The organism is Catenulispora pinisilvae, from assembly GCF_015356865.1.
Taxonomy (GTDB): domain Bacteria; phylum Actinomycetota; class Actinomycetes; order Streptomycetales; family Catenulisporaceae; genus Catenulispora; species Catenulispora pinisilvae.
In genome coordinates, this window is record NZ_JAAFZA010000231.1 from 1 (window position 1) to 16,368 (window position 16,368).

The window sequence follows — 16,368 nt, forward strand, 5'->3', positions numbered from 1 at the left end:
GTGCTGGAACTGGCCGGGGGCTGCTTCATCAGCGTTCCGCTACTTCATCAGACCACTTACTTCTTCAGCAGGTTCCGCAGCACGTACTGCATGATCCCGCCGCCGGAGACCGCCAGCTCGGCGCCGACCTCGACCGTCTCGTCCTCGGCCACCTTGATCGAGACCAGGAACCCGGCCGACGGGGACGGGATCTCGGTGTCGACCTTGTCGGTGGAGACTTCGAGCAGCGGCTCGTCGACCTCGACCCGGTCGCCTTCCTTCTTCAGCCAGCGGGTGATGGTGGCCTCCGTGACCGACTCACCCATCGCGGGCAGAACTACTGAGACCGACATGAGCGCTCTCTATCTCCTTCGCAGAACATTCCGTGCAGAATTCTCTTCGGCTTCCGCAGGTGCATGTCCTGCGGTGTCCCTACAGCAGGCTTATCAGTCGTGGACGTGGAGCGGCTTGCCGGCCAGGGCCATCATGGCCTCGCCCATCGCCTCGGTCTGGGTCGGGTGCGCGTGCACCAACTGCGCCACCTCCTGCGGCAGCGCCTCCCAGTTGAAGATCAACTGAGCCTCGCCGACGAGTTCACCCATCCGGTCGCCGACCATGTGGATGCCCAGTACCGGCCCGTCGACCTGCTGGACCACCTTCACCTGGCCCGAGGTCTTCAGGATCTTGCTCTTGCCGTTGCCGGCGAGGTCGTAGTTGAAGGTCTTCACGGCGGTGTCGCCGTACTTGGTCTTCGCCTGCGCCTCGGTCAGGCCCATCGAGGCGACCTCCGGGTGCGAGTAGGTCACCCGCGGCACGCCGTCGTAGTCGATCGGTGCGGGGTTGAGGCCGGCGATGTGCTCGGCGACCATGATGCCCTCGGCGAAGCCGACGTGCGCCAGCTGAAGAGTCGGGATCAGGTCGCCGACCGCGTAGACGCCGGGGACCGAGGTGCGGCAGTACTGGTCGACCTTGACGTAGCCGCGGTCCGTGGCGACCCCGGCCTCCTCATAGCCCAGGCCGGCCGAGACCGGGCCGCGGCCGACGGCCACCAGCATCAGGTCGGCCTCGACGGTCTTGCCGTTGGCGATCGAGGCGCGCACGCCGTTCTCGGTGTACTCCACACCGGAGAAGAAGTTGCCCAGTTCGTACTTGATGCCGCGGCGGCGGAAGGCGCGCTCCAGCAGCTTGGAGGAGTTCTCGTCCTCCAGCGGGACCAGGTGCGGCAGGCCCTCGATGATCGTCACGTCGGTGCCGAAGGACTTCCAGACCGAGGCGAACTCGCAGCCGATGACGCCGCCGCCGAGGATGATCGCCGAGGCCGGGACGAAGTCCATCTTCAGGGCGTGGTCGCTGGAGATGATCCGGTTGCCGTCGATCTCCAGGCCGGGCAGCGATTTCGGTACCGAGCCGGTGGCCAGGACCACGTTCTTGCCGGTCACGTTCTGGCCGTTCACCTGGACGGTGTTGGCCGAGACCAGCTTGCCCTCGCCGGCGATGAACTCGATCTTGCGGGCCTTCACAATGCCCTGCAGGCCCTTGTAGAGCTGACCGACCACGCCGTCCTTGTAGGAGTTGACGGCGGCCATGTCGATGCCGTGGAAGGTGGCCGCGACGCCGAACTGCGCCGCTTCGCGGGTGTTGTCCGCGATCTCGCCGGCGTGCAGCAGCGCCTTGGTGGGGATGCAGCCGCGGTGCAGACAGGTTCCGCCCACCTCGGCCTTCTCGATCAGCGCCACGCTCATCCCGAGGTCCGCCGCCCGGAAGGCACAGGCGTAGCCGCCCGAACCGCCGCCGAGGATGACCAAGTCGAACTGGTTGTCGCCTGCCACGTGCGTTCCTCTTCTCGCCTGCTTCTCGCTTTAGCCGGTCCCGTTCCGCCCCACACTGACACACTGCTGTGGAAGGGTCAGTGAACGGACGGACGCGGAGTCGCGGGTAGCGCATCCGCGACCGGAACGCCAGTCTAGTCCGCGTGCGGACCCGACTTATGCCGAGCCCCACGGCCCGGCCCGAGGGAGCAACGATCTTCCGGGAGTGGTTATGCCCATGTTCCACCGACGCCGCCCCAGCATGCCCATTGCGGCCCCCGGACCGATAGCGCCACCGCCCAGCAGGAGATCCACTGAGGAACTGGCCGCTGCGGAAGCGCACCTGAGCGATTTCGCCCGCAGCCGTGTCGGCGTCGAAGCGTATATAGAGCCCCGTTCCGCTGTGACCGACACCACAGTGGTCTTCATCGCCGCGTCCGGGGAATGGACACGGCGTCGGGTGCGCAGTCCGCAACAGGCGCATGCGTTGGCACGGGCCTTAGGGATTCCCGCTTACGAAGCCGACGTGGTCGGCTACCCACAGCGCATGCGGGACTGGACGCGCAAGCGTGCCGAGGAGGACAAGCGGCGGCTGGACGGGGTCTGACGCCCGCTCAGGAGCTGTAGCCCGCTCAGGAACTGTAGTCGTCGTCGGCGACGACCTTGCAGAACCAGGCGTCGGCGCCCTCGAAGTCGCCCCGCCGCTCGCAGAACTGCCCCATGGTGGCGATCGCGTCCTGATAGCCGCCGACGGCCGCGCGTTGCACGAACTCCTCGCCGTCCGTGTGCTGGCCGCGGTGCCACAACAGCAGGCCGAGCCTGTGGACCGCTTCCAGGTTGCCGAGGTCGGCGGCCGAGCGCAGCCAGTGTTCTGCTTCCACCGGATCGCTGTGCTTCACCGCGTGCGCCAGATGCAGCATCGCGTCGGAGTCGCCGGCCTCCGCCGCGGCGTGCCAGCCCTCGATCCGCTTTCTCTCGTGCCACATGGGAACTATTCAGCCCGGCGTCGAACGCTTGCCGCAACTCCGATACGGGCTATCCCTAATTGAGTCGACCCCTACTCAGCCGCCTCCTACTCAGTCGACCTTCCCGATCAACGTGCCCACGAGATACGTGATCCCCATCGCCAGCGCTCCGCCGATCACGTTGCGCAGGATCGCCCGCCCCGGGGCCGCGCGGCCCAGCCGGGCGCTGAGCCAGCCGGTGAGGATCAGCGCGATCAGCACGCTGACGACCGTGACCGGCACCCGCCAGTGTTCCGGCGGCAGCACGATCGCCAGCAACGGCAGCAGCGCGCCGACGCTGAAGGCGACGAAGCTGGCGATCGCCGCGCTCCACGGACTGGCCAGTGCTTCCGGATCGATGCCGAGTTCGGTGGTGGCGTGCGCGGTGAGGGCGTCGTGCGCGGTCAGTTCCTCGGCGACGCGGCGGGCCGTGATCGGGGTCAGGCCCTTGTCGCGGTAGAGGCCGACCAGCTCCTGGAACTCCGCCTCCGGCGTCTCGGCCAGTTCCTTGCGTTCCAGGGCCAGCGCGGCCATCTCCGAGTCGCGCTGGGTGGACACGGACACGTACTCGCCGGAGGCCATCGACAGCGAGCCGGCCAGCAGTCCGGCGATGCCGGAGGCCAGCAGCGTGGACTGGGTGTCGGTGGCCCCGGCCACGCCGACCACCAGGCCGGCGGTGGAGACGATGCCGTCGTTGGCGCCGAGCACGCCGGCCCGCAGCCAGTTCAGCCGCGCGCCGAGCCCTTCGTGCGGGTCGTGCGTGGGGTGTGAGGGCTGCTCCTCGGCGGTGCTGCCGTCGCGGCCGTCGTCGGCGCTCATGCCGACAGACCTACCCGCGAACGCCGAAGCGGTCACCTCCCGGGTGGGGAGATGACCGCTTCGGGTCAGTTCCGGCTGAGCGCGGTTTCAGCGCGCTTCAGCGCCGGCTCACTTGCCCGAACCCAGGTCCTCGGCCAGCCGCACCAGCGTGCGCACCGCCGCGCCGGTCCCGCCCTTCGGGGTGTCGCCGAACGGGGCCTTCTCGTTGAACGACGGCCCGGCGATGTCCAGGTGCGCCCACTTGATGCCCTCGCCCACGAACTCGCGCAGGAACAGCCCGGCGACCAGCATGCCGCCCATCCGCTGCCCCATGTTCGAGATGTCGGCGCTCTGGGTGTCGATGGTCTCGCGCAGGTACTCCGGCAGCGGCATCGGCCACATCTCCTCGCCGGCCGCCTTGGCGGTCTCCACGATCCGGGTGCGCAGCTCGTCGTCGTTGCCCATCACCGCGGCCAGCCGGTCCAGCGCCAGGACCTGCGCGCCGGTCAGGGTGGCGACGTCCAGCAGCAGGTCCGGCTGGTCCTCGCTGGCCCGGGCCAGCGCGTCGGCCATCACCACCCGGCCCTCGGCGTCGGTGTTCATGATCTCCACGGTCTTGCCGCCGTACATGGTGACCACGTCGGAGACCTTCACCGCGCCGCCGCCGGGCATGTTCTCGGCCAGCGACAGGTACGTGGTGATGTTCACCGGCACCTCCTGCTTGGCGGCGGCCAGGGTGGCGGCGAACACCGCGGCGGCGCCGCTCATGTCCGACTTCATGGTGTCCATCGCGTTGGCCGGCTTCAGCGAGATGCCGCCGGTGTCGAAGGTGATGCCCTTGCCGACCAGCGCCAGGTGCTTCTTCGCCTTCGGGTGCCGGTAGGCCACGCGGACCAGGCGCGGCGGCTTGGCCGAGCCCTTGCCGATGCCCATGATGCCGCCGTAGCCGCCCTTGGTCAGCGCCTTCTCGTCCAGCACCTCGATCGTGAGCGCCGGCACCGCGGCCGCCTTGACCTCGGCCTGCGCCCGCTCGGCGAAGGTCTGCGGGTACAGGTGCGAGGGCGGGGTGTTGATCAGGTCGCGGGCCAGGTTCACAGCGGTGGCCACGGTGTCCGCGTGCTCCACGGCCTTCTTCACCGCGGCCTGCTTGGCGCCCGAGGTGGCCAGCACGACCTCGCCGACCGCACCCTTGGCGTCCTTCTTCGCGGCCTTCAGGCCCTGGTAGGAGTAGGCGCCCAGGAGCACGCCCTCGGCCACCGAGCCGGCCTGCGCGGCGTCCTCGGCCGGCAGCGCGAAGATCGCCTTGGCCTTGCCGGCCAGCGAGCGGGCCGCGACGGCCGCCGACTTGCGCAGCGTGTCGGTGTTCAACTGCTCGCCCTTGCCGGGCTTCTTGCCCAGGCCGACGGCGACGATCAGCGGCGCCTTGACGTCGCCCTGCGCCGGGACCCGGGTCAGCTCGCCGTCCTTGCCGGCGGCGCCGATCAGGTCCAGCGCCTTGGCCAGGGATCCGCCGTAGGCCGCGTCCACGGCCTCGGCGCCGGGGGCCAGGGCGACGCCCTTGACCCCCTTGGCGGTCTCGGTGGCGTACACGCCGACTACGACGGCGTCCGCCTTGCCGGTCGCGGTAGCGGACAGGGAGATCGAGGTCATCGTTGATCCAGTTCTCGCTAGGACATCTTCAGATGCCGGCGGGGAAGGGGGTCGCCCTTCACTGCGGTCGAGGCGGCCGTCACCCGGGACATCGTTACTTTAGGCGACCGTACTCGGTGCGGTCGCACCGGGCGAGGCGCGCGGATGACCTTCCCCGTTCCCCCGGTGTCAATCCGGCCGGTTCCGGCCAGCGGTGGGCCGGGGTGTTTCCTCCGGTATCGTCTCGGCGTGTGACCAGCGATCTCCTGACCTCGCCCTTGCACGCGCGCCACATCGCTCTGGGGGCGAAGATGTCCGACTTCGGCGGCTGGGACATGCCGATCGAATACAGCAAGACCGGCGGTGTGCTCAAGGAGCACGCCGCGGTCCGCGAACAGGTCGGCGTCTTCGACGTCAGCCACCTGGGCAAGGCCTCGGTCACCGGGCCGGGCGCCGCGGCGTTCGTGAACTCGGTGCTGGCCAACGACCTCCAGCGGATCGAGCCCGGCCAGGCCCAGTACACCCTGTGCTGCGACGACGCCACCGGCGGCGTGGTCGACGATCTCATCGCCTATCTCAACGGCCCCGAGGACGTCTTCCTGATCCCCAACGCCGCCAACACCGCCGAGGTGGTCCGCCGCTTGGAGGCCGCCGCGCCCGAGGGCGTCACCGTGCGGAACCGGCACCGCGAGTTCGGCGTGCTGGCGGTGCAGGGCCCGAAGTCGGCCGAGGTGCTGGCCGCACTCAGGCTGCCCACAGACCACGACTACATGTCCTTCGCAGTGGCCTCCTTCCAGGACTCCCCGCTGACCGTCTGCCGCACCGGCTACACCGGCGAGCACGGCTACGAACTGGTCCCGCGCTGGGACAAGACCGAGGCGTTGTGGGACGCGCTGCTAGCGGCCGGGGAGCAGTTCGGCATCCGGCCCTGCGGCCTCGGCGCCCGCGACACCCTGCGCACCGAGATGGGCTACCCGCTGCACGGCCAGGACCTGTCGCTGGACATCACCCCGAACATGGCGCGCGCCGGCTGGGCCGTGGGCTGGAAGAAGCCGGCGTTCTGGGGCCGCGAGCCGCTGCTGGCCGAGCGTGAGGCCGGTGCCAAGCGGCTGCTGCGCGGGATCAAGGCCGTGGACCGGGCCATCCCGCGCGCGCACATGGTGGTCAACGACGAGGCCGGCAAGCAGATCGGCGAGGTCACCTCCGGCACCTTCTCACCGAGCCTGCGCGAGGGCATCGGCCTGGCGCTGCTGGACCGCGACCACACCGAGGGCGACACGGTCTATCTGGACGTGCGCGGCAAGGCGGCGGCGTTCACTGTGGTGAAGCCGCCGTTCGTGGACGTGCGCACCCGCGGCTGACTCCGGCCCGCCGGCGAACCCGGCCCCGGCCTGCCCGCCGGGGACCGGATCGTGGGACCATGGCGGCATGATCAGTGCAGGCGAGCGCCCGACCGGAGAGCAGTTCACGATCAAGGCGGGGGAGTACGCCGCCACCGTGACCGAGGTCGGTGCCGGTCTCAGGGCCCTGCGACTGGACAACCGGGAACTGATCATGGAGTTCCCCGAGGACGGCAGCCCGGTCGGCGGCAGCGGCCAGCTCCTGCTGCCCTGGCCCAACCGCATCCAGGACGGCAAGTACAAGTTCGCCGGCGTGGAGCGCGAGTTGGAGATCACCGAGGCGGCCCGGCACAACGCGATCCACGGTCTGACCCGGCACGCGACCTGGAAGCTGGACGCCCAGACCGATTCCTCGGTCCGCCTCACCCTGCGCCTGGAACCGCAGCCCGGCTACCCGTTCCTGCTCGACCTGGCCGCCGAGTACTCGCTGGACGAGGACGAAGGCCTGACGATCGCGGTGAGCGCGCACAACGCCGGCGACTGGGACGCCCCCTACGGCATCGGATCGCACGCCTACCTGAAGGTGGACGGCGGACTGGACGGCCCGCAGGGCCTGGTCCGCGTCCCGGCCAGCCGCTGGCTGATGGTCGACGAGCGCATGATCCCGCAGTGCGAGGTCCCCGTCGGCGGCACGCCGTATGACTTCCGCGACCGCCGCCCGCTGCGCGGCGTGACCCTGGACACCGCTTTCACCGACGTCGTCCGCGACGCCGACGGCCGGGCCCGCGTCACCCTCGGGCAGGGGACCGAGGGCGTGACGATGTGGTTCGGCGACGGCCTGGAGTGGGTGCAGCTGTTCTCCGGCGACCCGCTGAACGACCCCTACCGGCGCTCGGCGCTCGCGGTCGAGCCGATGAGCTGCCCGCCGAACGCCTTCGCGAGCGGGAAGGGCGTCATTACGCTGGCCCCCGGGGCGTCGGTGACGCACACCTGGGGGATCGTGGTCGGGGTTGCGTAAGTTCGACGTTCGTTGGAACCACGGGGTGCGGCGCTGGAGTTCGGCCTCGGAGCCCCCGATCCAGGTGCACGTATACGACGAGCACACGGTGATTCTGCGGCAGAGTAAGAGCACGAACTACGAGGCCCCCTTCCTCTACCTACTGTTCGGCACGGATCGGGCGATCTTGCTCGACACCGGGGCCACCGCCGATCCGGCGGTCTTCCCGCTGCGGGAAACGGTCGACGGGCTGGTCGCGGACTGGCTGACCCGTCATCCGCGGGACGGCTACGAACTCGTGGTCGCGCACACGCACGGGCACGGCGACCACGTCGCGGCGGACGGGCAGTTCGCGGACCGTCCGGACACGACGGTCGTGGCGAGGGAACCGGACGCGGTCCGGGCGTTCTTCGGGTTCGACGACGCGCGGTGGCCGGACCAGGAAGTGTCGTTCGATCTCGGCGGCCGGGTCCTGACGGCCATCGGCGCACCCGGGCACCACGCCGCCGGAGTGGTGTTCCACGACCCCGCGACCGGGTTCCTGCTGACCGGCGACACCGTCTATCCGGGCCGGATCTACGTCGAGGACTTCGCCGAACTGGTGGCCACGTTGCACCGGCTGGTGGCGTTCAGCGCCGTGCACGAGGTGACGTGGGTGATGGGCTGCCACGTCGAGATGACCGACCGGCCGTATCGCGACTACCCGATCGGCTCGACGTACCAGCCGCGCGAGCGGGCGCTGCCGATGACGGTCGCGCAGCTGATCGCGCTGCGGGACGCGGCGGTACGCGTCGAGGGCCGCCGGGGCGCGCACCGGTTCGCGGACTTCATCGTGTTCTACCAGCCTGCCGGCCTGGCGAAGATGCTGTTTCGGGCCCGTGGATACCGGGCTCGGGTGTTCGGCCGCTAGTGCGGTGGCTGGATTGGTTTGCCGTGTTGGTGGTGTGGTTGCGGGTTGGGCGAGAGTCGGGTGCGGAGGTCGCCGGTCGTGTACGGGGTTTAAAGGCGTTGTTGAGAAATCGGCAGATTTCGGCCAAATGTTCTCGCGCACGCGGCGGCGGGCGGGCAGGCGGCCGAAATCCGCCGGTTTCTCAACAACATGTGTACTCACCCCCCGAGAACGAACAATCCAGGGGCCAACCCCCCGACGCCGGGACCAGAACCACCGCAGCGCCCGCACCCAAGCCGGGCACGGCTGAGCCGACCACACATGTTGTGAAAAAACGGCCGGTTTTTCGTCCGCCCTGCCACGCGACCGCGCCTTGCGTACACAAGCCGGCGGACGAAAACAGGCGGTTTTTTCACAACGCCCTTAACCCTGTACGTGACCGGCGGCCTCCGCACCCGACTCTCGTCCAACAGGTGACCACACCACCAACCCGGTGAACCAATCCGGCCACCGCACTAGCGACCGGCCAGAATCACCAGCGCGCCGGTGAAGCCGACTTCCACGAGCGCTCCCAACACATCGCCGGTGATGCCGCCGAACCGACGGTTCGTGTGGCGCAGCAACACCGCCGACACGCCGACTCCCAGCACGACCGCCGCCGGCCACAGCAGCCAGCGTGCCCCCTCGCTCACGCAGACCCCTGCGACACCTGCCGCGATGAGCGCGCCGACCGACGCCGCGGCGAGCGCCACCCGCGACACGCTCCCCGCGACCCACGCCCCGAGGCCGTCGGGCCGGGCCGAGGGCACCCCGGGGCGGCAGGCCCAGGTCACGGCGAGGCGGCCCGCGACGCAGGCCACTGCGATCGCGCACGCCCCGTACCACGCGCCGTGCCGCCCCCACGCGCCCGCGAGCAGCAGCACCTGCCCGAGCAGTGCCAGGACCAGCGTGATGACGCCGAACGGGCCGATGTCCGAGGCCTTCATGATGCGCAGCGCGTCCGCCGCGGGCTTGGCCGAACCGAGGCCGTCGGCGGTGTCGGCGAGCCCGTCGAGGTGCAGTCCGCGAGTCAGCGCCGCGAGGGTCGCGACCCCGGCGGCCGCCGCCACGACCGGGCTGGAAGTCCACCACCCCAGTCCCGCGCCGACCGCTCCCGCAGCCGCCCCCAGCACGCCGCCGACAACCGGCGAGTAAGCCATCGCCAGCCCCGCGACCGCCCGATCGACCTGCGACGGCGGGCCGACAGGAAGCGCTGTCAGCGTCGAGAAGGCGAGGCGGAGGCCACTGGCTGACCGGCCGCCGAGCCCCCTCACACCCGCGACCGCAGCACCGGTTCCGGGATCCCGGCCTCGTCGAACGTCGCCAGCTCCGCCGCCAGCGCGGCGGCGGCCTTCAGCATCGGCAGCGCCAGCAGCCCGAGCGCGCCTTCGGACTGGCGCACGTCGTAACCCTCGACCAGCGGTACCAGCGACAGGCGGTCCAGGGCCGACCCGTGCGCGGGCTCCGGGGACAGGGCGCCGGCCAGCAGCCACTGCGGGGAGCGGTAGGCGATCCGCTGGACCAGCATCGCGCAGGACGTGGTGGTGACGCCGTCCAGGAGCACCGGAACCCGCCGGATCACGGCCTGGAGCAGGAAGCCGGTCAGGGCGGCGAAGTCGCGGCCGCCGACCTTGGCCAGCAGCTCCAGCTGGTCGCCGAGGACCGGGCGGCCCCGGCGCATCGCGTCGCGCACGGCCGCGCACTTGCGCATCCACGCGGTGTCGTCCACACCCGAGCCGCGACCGGTGACGGCGGCGGCGTCCTTGCCGGTCAGGACGCCGGCCAGGACCGAGGCCACGGTGCTGGCACCCACCCCGACCAGGGCCGGGATCAGGACATCGGCGCCGGAGTCGGCCTCGGCGTCGGCGACCGCCATGCCGAGGCGGAAGGCGTGCTCGATCTCCTCGCGGGTGGCCGCGTCCTCCTTGTCGACGCGGCCGGACGGGCTGCCGACCGAGACGTCGACCACGCGCACCGTCGCACCGTGCAGCCGGGCCAGCACGCCGACCGCTCCGCCGCCGTCCTCGATCTGCTTCACCCGCGCCGCGGTGACGGCCTGCGCCTGGTCCGGCGCCGTAGCCGACACCCCGAGCGTGGCCACTCCGTGGTCGCCGGCGAACACCACCACGCGGGCCCGCTCGATCGGCCGCGCCTCGCCGCTGCCGCGCGCGCCGGCCAGCCAGATCGCCAGCTCCTCCAGGCGGCCCAGGCCCGCGGCCGGGACGGCCAGCGCGGCCAGCCGGTTCCGCATCTGGTCCCGCGCCGCCTCGTCGGGGCGCTCGGCCTGGTCGGCGAGCTGGTCGAGGTTCAGCGGCTCGGGGCCGGTCTCGGTGCCGGTCTCGACGGCAGCTTCGTCGCCAGTCTCAGCGCCGTCTTCGGCGCTGACTTCGGCGCTGACTTCGCTCTCGGCGGCCGTCTTGGGGGCCGTCTGGGCGGCCTCGACGGGCTCGGGCTGCTCGGCCGGCTCGGGGGTGGGGTTCTCGGACGCGTCCATGGTGCGAACAGCCTAGCGGCGGCACCCTGTACGTGGGGAAGCCCTACTTCACCGCCACCGCGATCCCCGCCACCATCAGCACCACCGCGTCCGAAGCCGCCGCGATCCGCTGGTTCAACCGCCCCTGCTCATCCCGGAACCGCCGCACCCCGGCGCTGTCCGGCACGATCCCGAGCCCCACCTCATTGCTCACCGCCAGCACCGGCACGGTCACCCCGTGCCACGCGTCCGCCAACTCGTCGAACCGCGCCGCCAGCTCCCGCTCCCCGCCGTCCTGCCACGCCGCGTCGTCCCACGCCCCGACCTCGTCCATCACCGCGGTCAGCCACAGCGTCAGGCAGTCCACCAGCACCGGCCGCGTCGCCCCGCGCAGCACCGCCGCGACGTCGGCCGTCTCCACCGTCGTCCACGAGGCCGGACGCCGCTCCCGGTGCCGCCGCACCCGGTCCGCCCAGTCGGCGTCACCCTCGCGCCGGCCGCCGGTCGCGACATACAGCGCATTGTCCGACCCGTCGTCAGCCAGGCGGGTGAGCCGCCGCTCTGCCTCGGCGGACTTCCCGGAGCGGGCACCGCCAAGGATCAACGTGCGCGTTATGTTGTTCTGCGACGGCTGGGCAATTGAAGGGGTCAACACTGTGACTTTCATGTGGCGTTATGAGGACACCGCTGGCGGCGAGAAGGATACCGGGGCGAAACCGGAGGAGTTCTCCACGCAGTCCGACGCCGAGAGTTGGATCGGGGAGAACTGGAAGGAGCTGCTGGACGCCGGCGTCGACCAGGTCACGCTGCTGGAGGACGGCTCGGTCGTCTACGGTCCGATGTCGCTTCACCCGGTGGAGCAGTAGCCTCACCCGAGTCCGGCGGCCGACGGCAGCCGGGTATGAGAGGCCACCTTGCTGCGGCCGGCGTAGATGACGTCCATCACGACGTACTCGCCGGCCAGCACCGGTGGCACCCACAAGCGTGAGTCATCCCACATCCGGTCGTAAGGCAGCTCCGCCTCGGCCAGCCATCCGGTAGCGATCTCCGCGCTCTCCTGCGGCTCCCCGGCGAACTCCGTGGCCGTGAAGCAGTGCAGCCGGATGTCGTCCCACTCCGGCACGTCGGGAAACCGGAACACCAGCTCCGCGGCCGGCTTCAGGTCGCCCACCGCCACCGTCATCGCGGTCTCCTCCGCGACCTCCCGCGCGACCGCCTCCGCCGGCGTCTCCCCGGGCTCCAGCTTGCCGCCGGGGTAGTTGACCAGCCCGGCGCCGAAGCCGGTCTTCTTCAGCCCGACCAGAACTTCGGGACGGCCATCGGATCCGGTACGCCGCAGCAGCGCGGAAGTGACGATCAGCACTCGGCGAGCCTAGCGGCGCCCGCCGACGTCACTCATCTAGGTGATCAACGCGAGCGCCCCGCGCGCCGATGCGATATTCAGGGGAACTCTTTTATGTGAGTGGATCGCAGGATCTAGTGAAGCTTCCGCGAAACTGGAACCGGCTGGTGCGCAAAGTCATGCGGCGCTGTGGACGGCGCTGCGAATGGAAGCACGCCCACTTCGGCGTCGGCTGCTCCCGCGAGGCCAGCATGGTCGTCCACGTCGGCAAGAAGGATGACCACTCCCTCGGCAACCTGCTCGGCCTGTGCACCTGGCACGCCGCGCAGAAGGCCGCGCTGGAGTGGGAGGCGAACCGGTACGTCTCCATCAAGGTGCGGCCGCCCGACGAGGGTAAGAAGGGTAAGAGCTAGCGGTTTCTCAAGTCCCTCAAATACCTCAGGGCGCAATCCAGAAGCAGGCCAAGCCGATCGCGAGCGCGCACAGATGCCCGATCGCCGTGAAATCCCGCCGGTTCTTGAGCCAGCCGTAGCCATAGAACGCGATCAGCACCACCAGATACGGCACCCGCCACGGCATCGGGATCCGGTATGCCAACACCGCCGCCGCACCGGCCTGCGCATAGCTGACCCCGTAGTCCGACGTGGTCCGATCCGACGCCGGAAGCCGCCCGGCACCGATCTCCCGCGCCACCCACCCCTGGCTCAGCAGCGTGGCCCCGACGTGCGCCAGCCCGATCACCGTCAGCCAGCGCCACGTGCCCAGCCAGTGCTCGGCCGGGGCGTGGAAGACGCTGTAGGTCGCCAGGTAGAACCACCAACTCGTGCCCGCGGTGAAGAACAGGCTGGTGACCAGCACGTACGGCGCGCGCCGCAGCTGCGTCAGGTTCGTGGAGTTCGTCTCCAGCAGCTTCGCCGCCCGCTGGGCCGGCAGTCTCCTGACGTAGCGGGACGTGCCGAGCAGGGCGAGCAGCCACAGGTACGTCCCCGGGGCGTCCCGCAGGTAGTCCCATGCGTCGCTCAGCACACTGTGACGATTGCCGCGCTGGGGGCCCGTGAACCCTCAGACCGTCAGCGGTCCGGATCCGAACGCCGCCGAGGCACGCCAGCTGCCTGATAAGCGTCCGCCTCGTCCAGCGACTCGTGTTCCATCAGCGCCGCCGCCAGCGCGTCCAGGCGCTCCCGGTTCTCGGTCAGCGTCCGCACGGTCTTCTCGTAGCACTCCGCCACGATCCGCCGCACCTCGGCGTCCACCGCGTCCAGCGTCGCCGGCGCCGCCGACAGGCCGTAGGCCTGCGCCGCGTCGTCCGGGATGGCGGTCAGCCGGCCGATGCGCTCGCTCATGCCCCAGCGTCCGACCATGCCGCGGGCGATCGCCGTGACCTGCTCCAGGTCGCTCTCCGCGCCGGTGGTCACGTCCCCGTAGACCACCTGCTCGGCCGCGATGCCGCCGAGCGCGCCGCAGATCCGGCCGCGCAGGTAGTCCTCGGTGTGCGAGTAGCGATCGTTCTCGGGCGTGGACAGCGTCACCCCGAGCGCTCGGCCGCGCGGCACGATCGTCACCTTGCGGACCGGGTCCGCGCCGGGCTGGAGCATGCCGAGCAGCGCGTGGCCGCTCTCGTGGTAGGCGGTGCGGCGGCGGTCCTCCTCGGGGATCAGGACCGCACGTTCGGCGCCGAGCTGGATCTTCTCCAGGGCGCCGGAGAACTCTGACGGGCCCACGTCCGTCCGGTGCCGGGCGACCGCCAGCAACGCCGCCTCGTTGGCCAGGTTCGCCAGGTCCGCGCCGGTCATGCCCGGGGTCATGGCCGCGACCTGGCGCAGGTCGGCGTCCGGGGCCAGCGGGATGCGCCGGGTGTGGATCTTCAAGATGGCCTCGCGGCCGGCCCGGTCCGGCGGCCCGACCTGCACCACCCGGTCGAAGCGGCCGGGCCGGGTCAGCGCCGGGTCCAGGACGTCGGCGCGGTTCGTGGCCGCGACCACCACCACGCCCTCGCTGCCGGTGAAGCCGTCCATCTCGGTGAGGATCTGGTTCAGCGTCTGCTCGCGCTCGTCGTGGCCGCCGATCCCGGACCCGCGGCCGCGGGCCCGCCCGATGGTGTCGATCTCGTCGATGAACACGATCGACGGCGCGACCTTGCGGGCCTCGTTGAACAGCTCGCGCACCCGGGAGGCGCCGACGCCGACGATCATCTCGATGAACTCCGAGGCCGAGGCCGAGAAGAACGGCACGTTCGCCTCGCCGGCCACGGCCCGGGCCAGCAGCGTCTTGCCGGTCCCGGGCGGGCCGGCCAGCAGCACCCCGCCGGGCATCCGGGCGCCCATCAGCTGGAACGGCGCCGGGTTCTTCAGATAGTCGACGACCTCGGCCAGCTGCGCCTCCACCTCGTCGATGCCCGCGACATCGGCGAAACTGGTCCGCTTGCCCTCCTCCGGCGCCACCGGCTTCGGCGGCCCGCGCCGGCCCAGCCCGCCCATCGCCCCGGCGCTCATCCGCCGCGCGATCAGCAGCCATAGGCCCAGCAGCAGCGCCACCGGGGCCAGCGAGATCAGCAGGTTGACCAGGAAGCTCTGCTGCTGCACCACCGGCTTGGCGGTGATCGTCACCCCGTTGGCCGACAGCTGCTGCCACAGCGGGTCCTCGGCCCAGGACGGGCGCTGCGTGTCGAACTTGACGTAGGTGTCGCCGCCGTCGTCCGGGACCGGGGCCTTCTCCTTCAGATCGCCCTGGATGGCATCGCCCTTGGAGTAGACCTCCTTGACGTTGTTCGCCGCCACCTGCTTGGTGAACTCGGTGTAGGGGACCTTCGTCGAGGAGGCCCCGCTGTTGAACAGCGAGAGCAGCAGATCGGTGACCAGGAACACCAGCAGCATGGTCAGCAGCAGCCGCGGCCACCCGCCGGGCACACTCGGCCCCCGCTGCGGCTTCTTCGGCGGCCCCGGCTCACCCGGCGGCGTGCCCTCGGCGCGCCAGGGCTGGCCGGGGTCTTGGCGCGGCGGCACCGAGGGATCACTCACGGGGGATCAATCGGTCAACCGGACAGCGTCCGAAACGCTAAAAGACCCGTACGGGTTAAAGCCACCGCTAAAGCCGCACCCCACTCCGTACCGAAACAAAGTGAATGCGGACCATGATGCGGAGCGCGGCGGCCATCGGCGTGGTCACCGCGGCGGCGATGACCGTCGGGACCATGTCCACGCTCGCGGCCCGGGCAGGCGCCCTCCCCACCCTGCCCACCGACGCCAGCGCCACCGGAACCGGCCAGGGCGTCCGCGTCGACATCAGCGACGACACCCGTTCAGCCCACTCCGGCGACCTCGTCGACTACACAGTCCGCGTGGACAACGAATCCCCGACCTCCTACCCGGCCCTGGAGGTCTACCACCTGGTCCCGCCCGGCTTCCAACTCGTCGACTCCAGCCCCCAGGCCGACCAGGAGGACGACACCCTCCGCTGGACCGCCGACATCCCAGCAGGCCACACCCTGGTCTTCACCGACCAGGTGATGGCCGGCACCGTCGAAGAGTCCGAACACCTGGCCCCCCGCGCCCGCGACGCCAAACCCCCCACCACGACCCACCAGTTCACCTCCACCGCCTGCGCCAAAAGCTCCACCACTGGCCCAGCCCTGGCATGCGGCACCGTCCGCGAGCAACTGACGGACGGCCCAGACGCGGTCGCCGGCGTCACCGGAGCGAACGCGAAGCACTGGCAGCCGGGCCTACTCGGGGTGGGACTGATGGCAGCGATGTACGCGGCGTTCCGCGGCTTCTTTCGGAAGCGGCAGGATGCGGGCGGCGAAGAGGGCTGAGGCTGAGGCACGGGTCGAAGATGTGACTGTCGGCGGCGCCTGCTATATCTGTTCGATAAGGGGCGGATCTGGCTAGGTCGTATCAAATGACTGCCCCGCTCGGCGCGCTCGTGGGCTTGGTGGCGAACTCGCGTCGACTGTGGCTGTCGGTGGCTGTCGGTGGCGAGTGGTATATCTGTTCGATAGGGGCGAATCATCTCAAATCCTATGAGATGACCGCCCTACTCGCCGCCAGCCCCAGCTCCAACCCCAACCCCAG

Annotated in this window: 17 protein-coding genes and 1 pseudogene; 7 read left to right on the plus strand and 11 right to left on the minus strand. The window is 70.5% G+C overall.

Annotated features, from left to right (window positions below; translation table 11 throughout):
• Positions 1-95: 95 nt before the first annotated feature.
• Both IZR01_RS39625 and lpdA read right to left on the minus strand, forming a co-directional pair.
• Positions 96-332, minus strand: a pseudogene (locus tag IZR01_RS39625) (biotin/lipoyl-containing protein); the annotation flags it as partial.
• A gap of 93 nt (positions 333-425) precedes the next feature.
• Positions 426-1,808, minus strand: coding sequence for a dihydrolipoyl dehydrogenase (lpdA, locus tag IZR01_RS39630; protein WP_194899018.1), 1,383 nt, complete (start codon positions 1,806-1,808; stop codon positions 426-428).
• A 382-nt stretch (positions 1,809-2,190) separates the two neighbouring features.
• On the opposite strand from lpdA, the gene IZR01_RS51550 reads away from it, so the two are divergent.
• Positions 2,191-2,394, plus strand: a complete 204-nt coding sequence (locus IZR01_RS51550) for a hypothetical protein (protein WP_228555967.1) — start codon at positions 2,191-2,193, stop codon at positions 2,392-2,394.
• 25 nt (positions 2,395-2,419) lie between these two features.
• Here IZR01_RS51550 and IZR01_RS39640 read toward each other — a convergent pair whose 3' ends face one another.
• The 3 genes from IZR01_RS39640 to IZR01_RS39650 form a co-directional block, all read right to left on the minus strand.
• Positions 2,420-2,773, minus strand: coding sequence for an SEL1-like repeat protein (locus IZR01_RS39640; RefSeq protein WP_194899020.1), 354 nt, complete (start codon positions 2,771-2,773; stop codon positions 2,420-2,422).
• A gap of 90 nt (positions 2,774-2,863) precedes the next feature.
• Positions 2,864-3,610 (minus strand): VIT1/CCC1 transporter family protein, encoded by a 747-nt coding sequence (locus IZR01_RS39645; protein ID WP_194899021.1) that lies wholly within the window; start codon positions 3,608-3,610, stop codon positions 2,864-2,866.
• A gap of 108 nt (positions 3,611-3,718) precedes the next feature.
• Positions 3,719-5,239, minus strand: coding sequence for a leucyl aminopeptidase (locus tag IZR01_RS39650; RefSeq protein ID WP_194926847.1), 1,521 nt, complete (start codon positions 5,237-5,239; stop codon positions 3,719-3,721).
• Between the two features lie 230 nt (positions 5,240-5,469).
• Between IZR01_RS39650 and gcvT the strand changes: the two genes are divergently transcribed.
• The 3 genes from gcvT (at position 5,470) to IZR01_RS39665 (ending at position 8,465) form a co-directional block, all read left to right on the plus strand.
• Positions 5,470-6,579, plus strand: coding sequence for a glycine cleavage system aminomethyltransferase GcvT (gene gcvT / locus IZR01_RS39655; RefSeq protein ID WP_194926848.1), 1,110 nt, complete (start codon positions 5,470-5,472; stop codon positions 6,577-6,579).
• Positions 6,580-6,646: 67 nt separating this feature from the next.
• Positions 6,647-7,576, plus strand: coding sequence for an aldose 1-epimerase family protein (locus IZR01_RS39660; protein WP_194926849.1), 930 nt, complete (start codon positions 6,647-6,649; stop codon positions 7,574-7,576).
• On the plus strand, positions 7,569-8,465 hold the full coding sequence (locus IZR01_RS39665; protein ID WP_194926850.1) for an MBL fold metallo-hydrolase: 897 nt from the start codon (positions 7,569-7,571) through the stop codon (positions 8,463-8,465). The genes IZR01_RS39660 and IZR01_RS39665 overlap by 8 nt, the downstream gene beginning before the upstream one ends.
• Before the next feature lie 494 nt (positions 8,466-8,959).
• On the opposite strand, the gene IZR01_RS39670 is transcribed toward IZR01_RS39665, so the two are convergent.
• Genes IZR01_RS39670 through IZR01_RS39680 form a run of 3 tightly spaced genes read right to left on the minus strand, consistent with a single transcriptional unit; the run spans position 8,960 to position 11,608 of the window.
• Positions 8,960-9,757 carry an adenosylcobinamide-GDP ribazoletransferase gene (locus IZR01_RS39670; protein ID WP_194926851.1) on the minus strand — a complete coding sequence of 266 codons (798 nt, stop codon included), beginning with the start codon at positions 9,755-9,757 and terminating at the stop codon, positions 8,960-8,962.
• On the minus strand, positions 9,754-10,977 hold the full coding sequence (locus tag IZR01_RS39675) for a nicotinate-nucleotide--dimethylbenzimidazole phosphoribosyltransferase (protein WP_194926852.1): 1,224 nt from the start codon (positions 10,975-10,977) through the stop codon (positions 9,754-9,756). Before IZR01_RS39675 ends, IZR01_RS39670 begins: the two co-directional genes overlap by 4 nt.
• A gap of 43 nt (positions 10,978-11,020) precedes the next feature.
• Positions 11,021-11,608 carry a bifunctional adenosylcobinamide kinase/adenosylcobinamide-phosphate guanylyltransferase gene (locus tag IZR01_RS39680; protein WP_228561122.1) on the minus strand — a complete coding sequence of 196 codons (588 nt, stop codon included), beginning with the start codon at positions 11,606-11,608 and terminating at the stop codon, positions 11,021-11,023.
• 13 nt (positions 11,609-11,621) lie between these two features.
• Between IZR01_RS39680 and IZR01_RS39685 the strand changes: the two genes are divergently transcribed.
• Positions 11,622-11,822 (plus strand): hypothetical protein, encoded by a 201-nt coding sequence (locus IZR01_RS39685; RefSeq protein WP_228556063.1) that lies wholly within the window; start codon positions 11,622-11,624, stop codon positions 11,820-11,822.
• Between the two features lie 2 nt (positions 11,823-11,824).
• On the opposite strand, the gene IZR01_RS39690 is transcribed toward IZR01_RS39685, so the two are convergent.
• A complete protein-coding gene (locus IZR01_RS39690; RefSeq protein ID WP_194899298.1) occupies positions 11,825-12,319 on the minus strand; it encodes an 8-oxo-dGTP diphosphatase in 495 nt (164 codons plus the stop codon).
• A 116-nt stretch (positions 12,320-12,435) separates the two neighbouring features.
• Between IZR01_RS39690 and IZR01_RS39695 the strand changes: the two genes are divergently transcribed.
• Positions 12,436-12,711 carry an HNH endonuclease gene (locus IZR01_RS39695; RefSeq protein ID WP_194899297.1) on the plus strand — a complete coding sequence of 92 codons (276 nt, stop codon included), beginning with the start codon at positions 12,436-12,438 and terminating at the stop codon, positions 12,709-12,711.
• Between the two features lie 25 nt (positions 12,712-12,736).
• Here IZR01_RS39695 and IZR01_RS39700 read toward each other — a convergent pair whose 3' ends face one another.
• Both IZR01_RS39700 and ftsH read right to left on the minus strand, forming a co-directional pair.
• On the minus strand, positions 12,737-13,324 hold the full coding sequence (locus tag IZR01_RS39700; RefSeq protein ID WP_194926853.1) for a rhomboid-like protein: 588 nt from the start codon (positions 13,322-13,324) through the stop codon (positions 12,737-12,739).
• A gap of 44 nt (positions 13,325-13,368) precedes the next feature.
• On the minus strand, positions 13,369-15,315 hold the full coding sequence (gene ftsH, locus IZR01_RS39705; RefSeq protein WP_194926854.1) for an ATP-dependent zinc metalloprotease FtsH: 1,947 nt from the start codon (positions 15,313-15,315) through the stop codon (positions 13,369-13,371).
• Positions 15,316-15,419: 104 nt separating this feature from the next.
• On the opposite strand from ftsH, the gene IZR01_RS39710 reads away from it, so the two are divergent.
• A complete protein-coding gene (locus IZR01_RS39710) occupies positions 15,420-16,109 on the plus strand; it encodes a DUF11 domain-containing protein (protein ID WP_194926855.1) in 690 nt (229 codons plus the stop codon).
• Positions 16,110-16,368 lie beyond the last annotated feature (259 nt).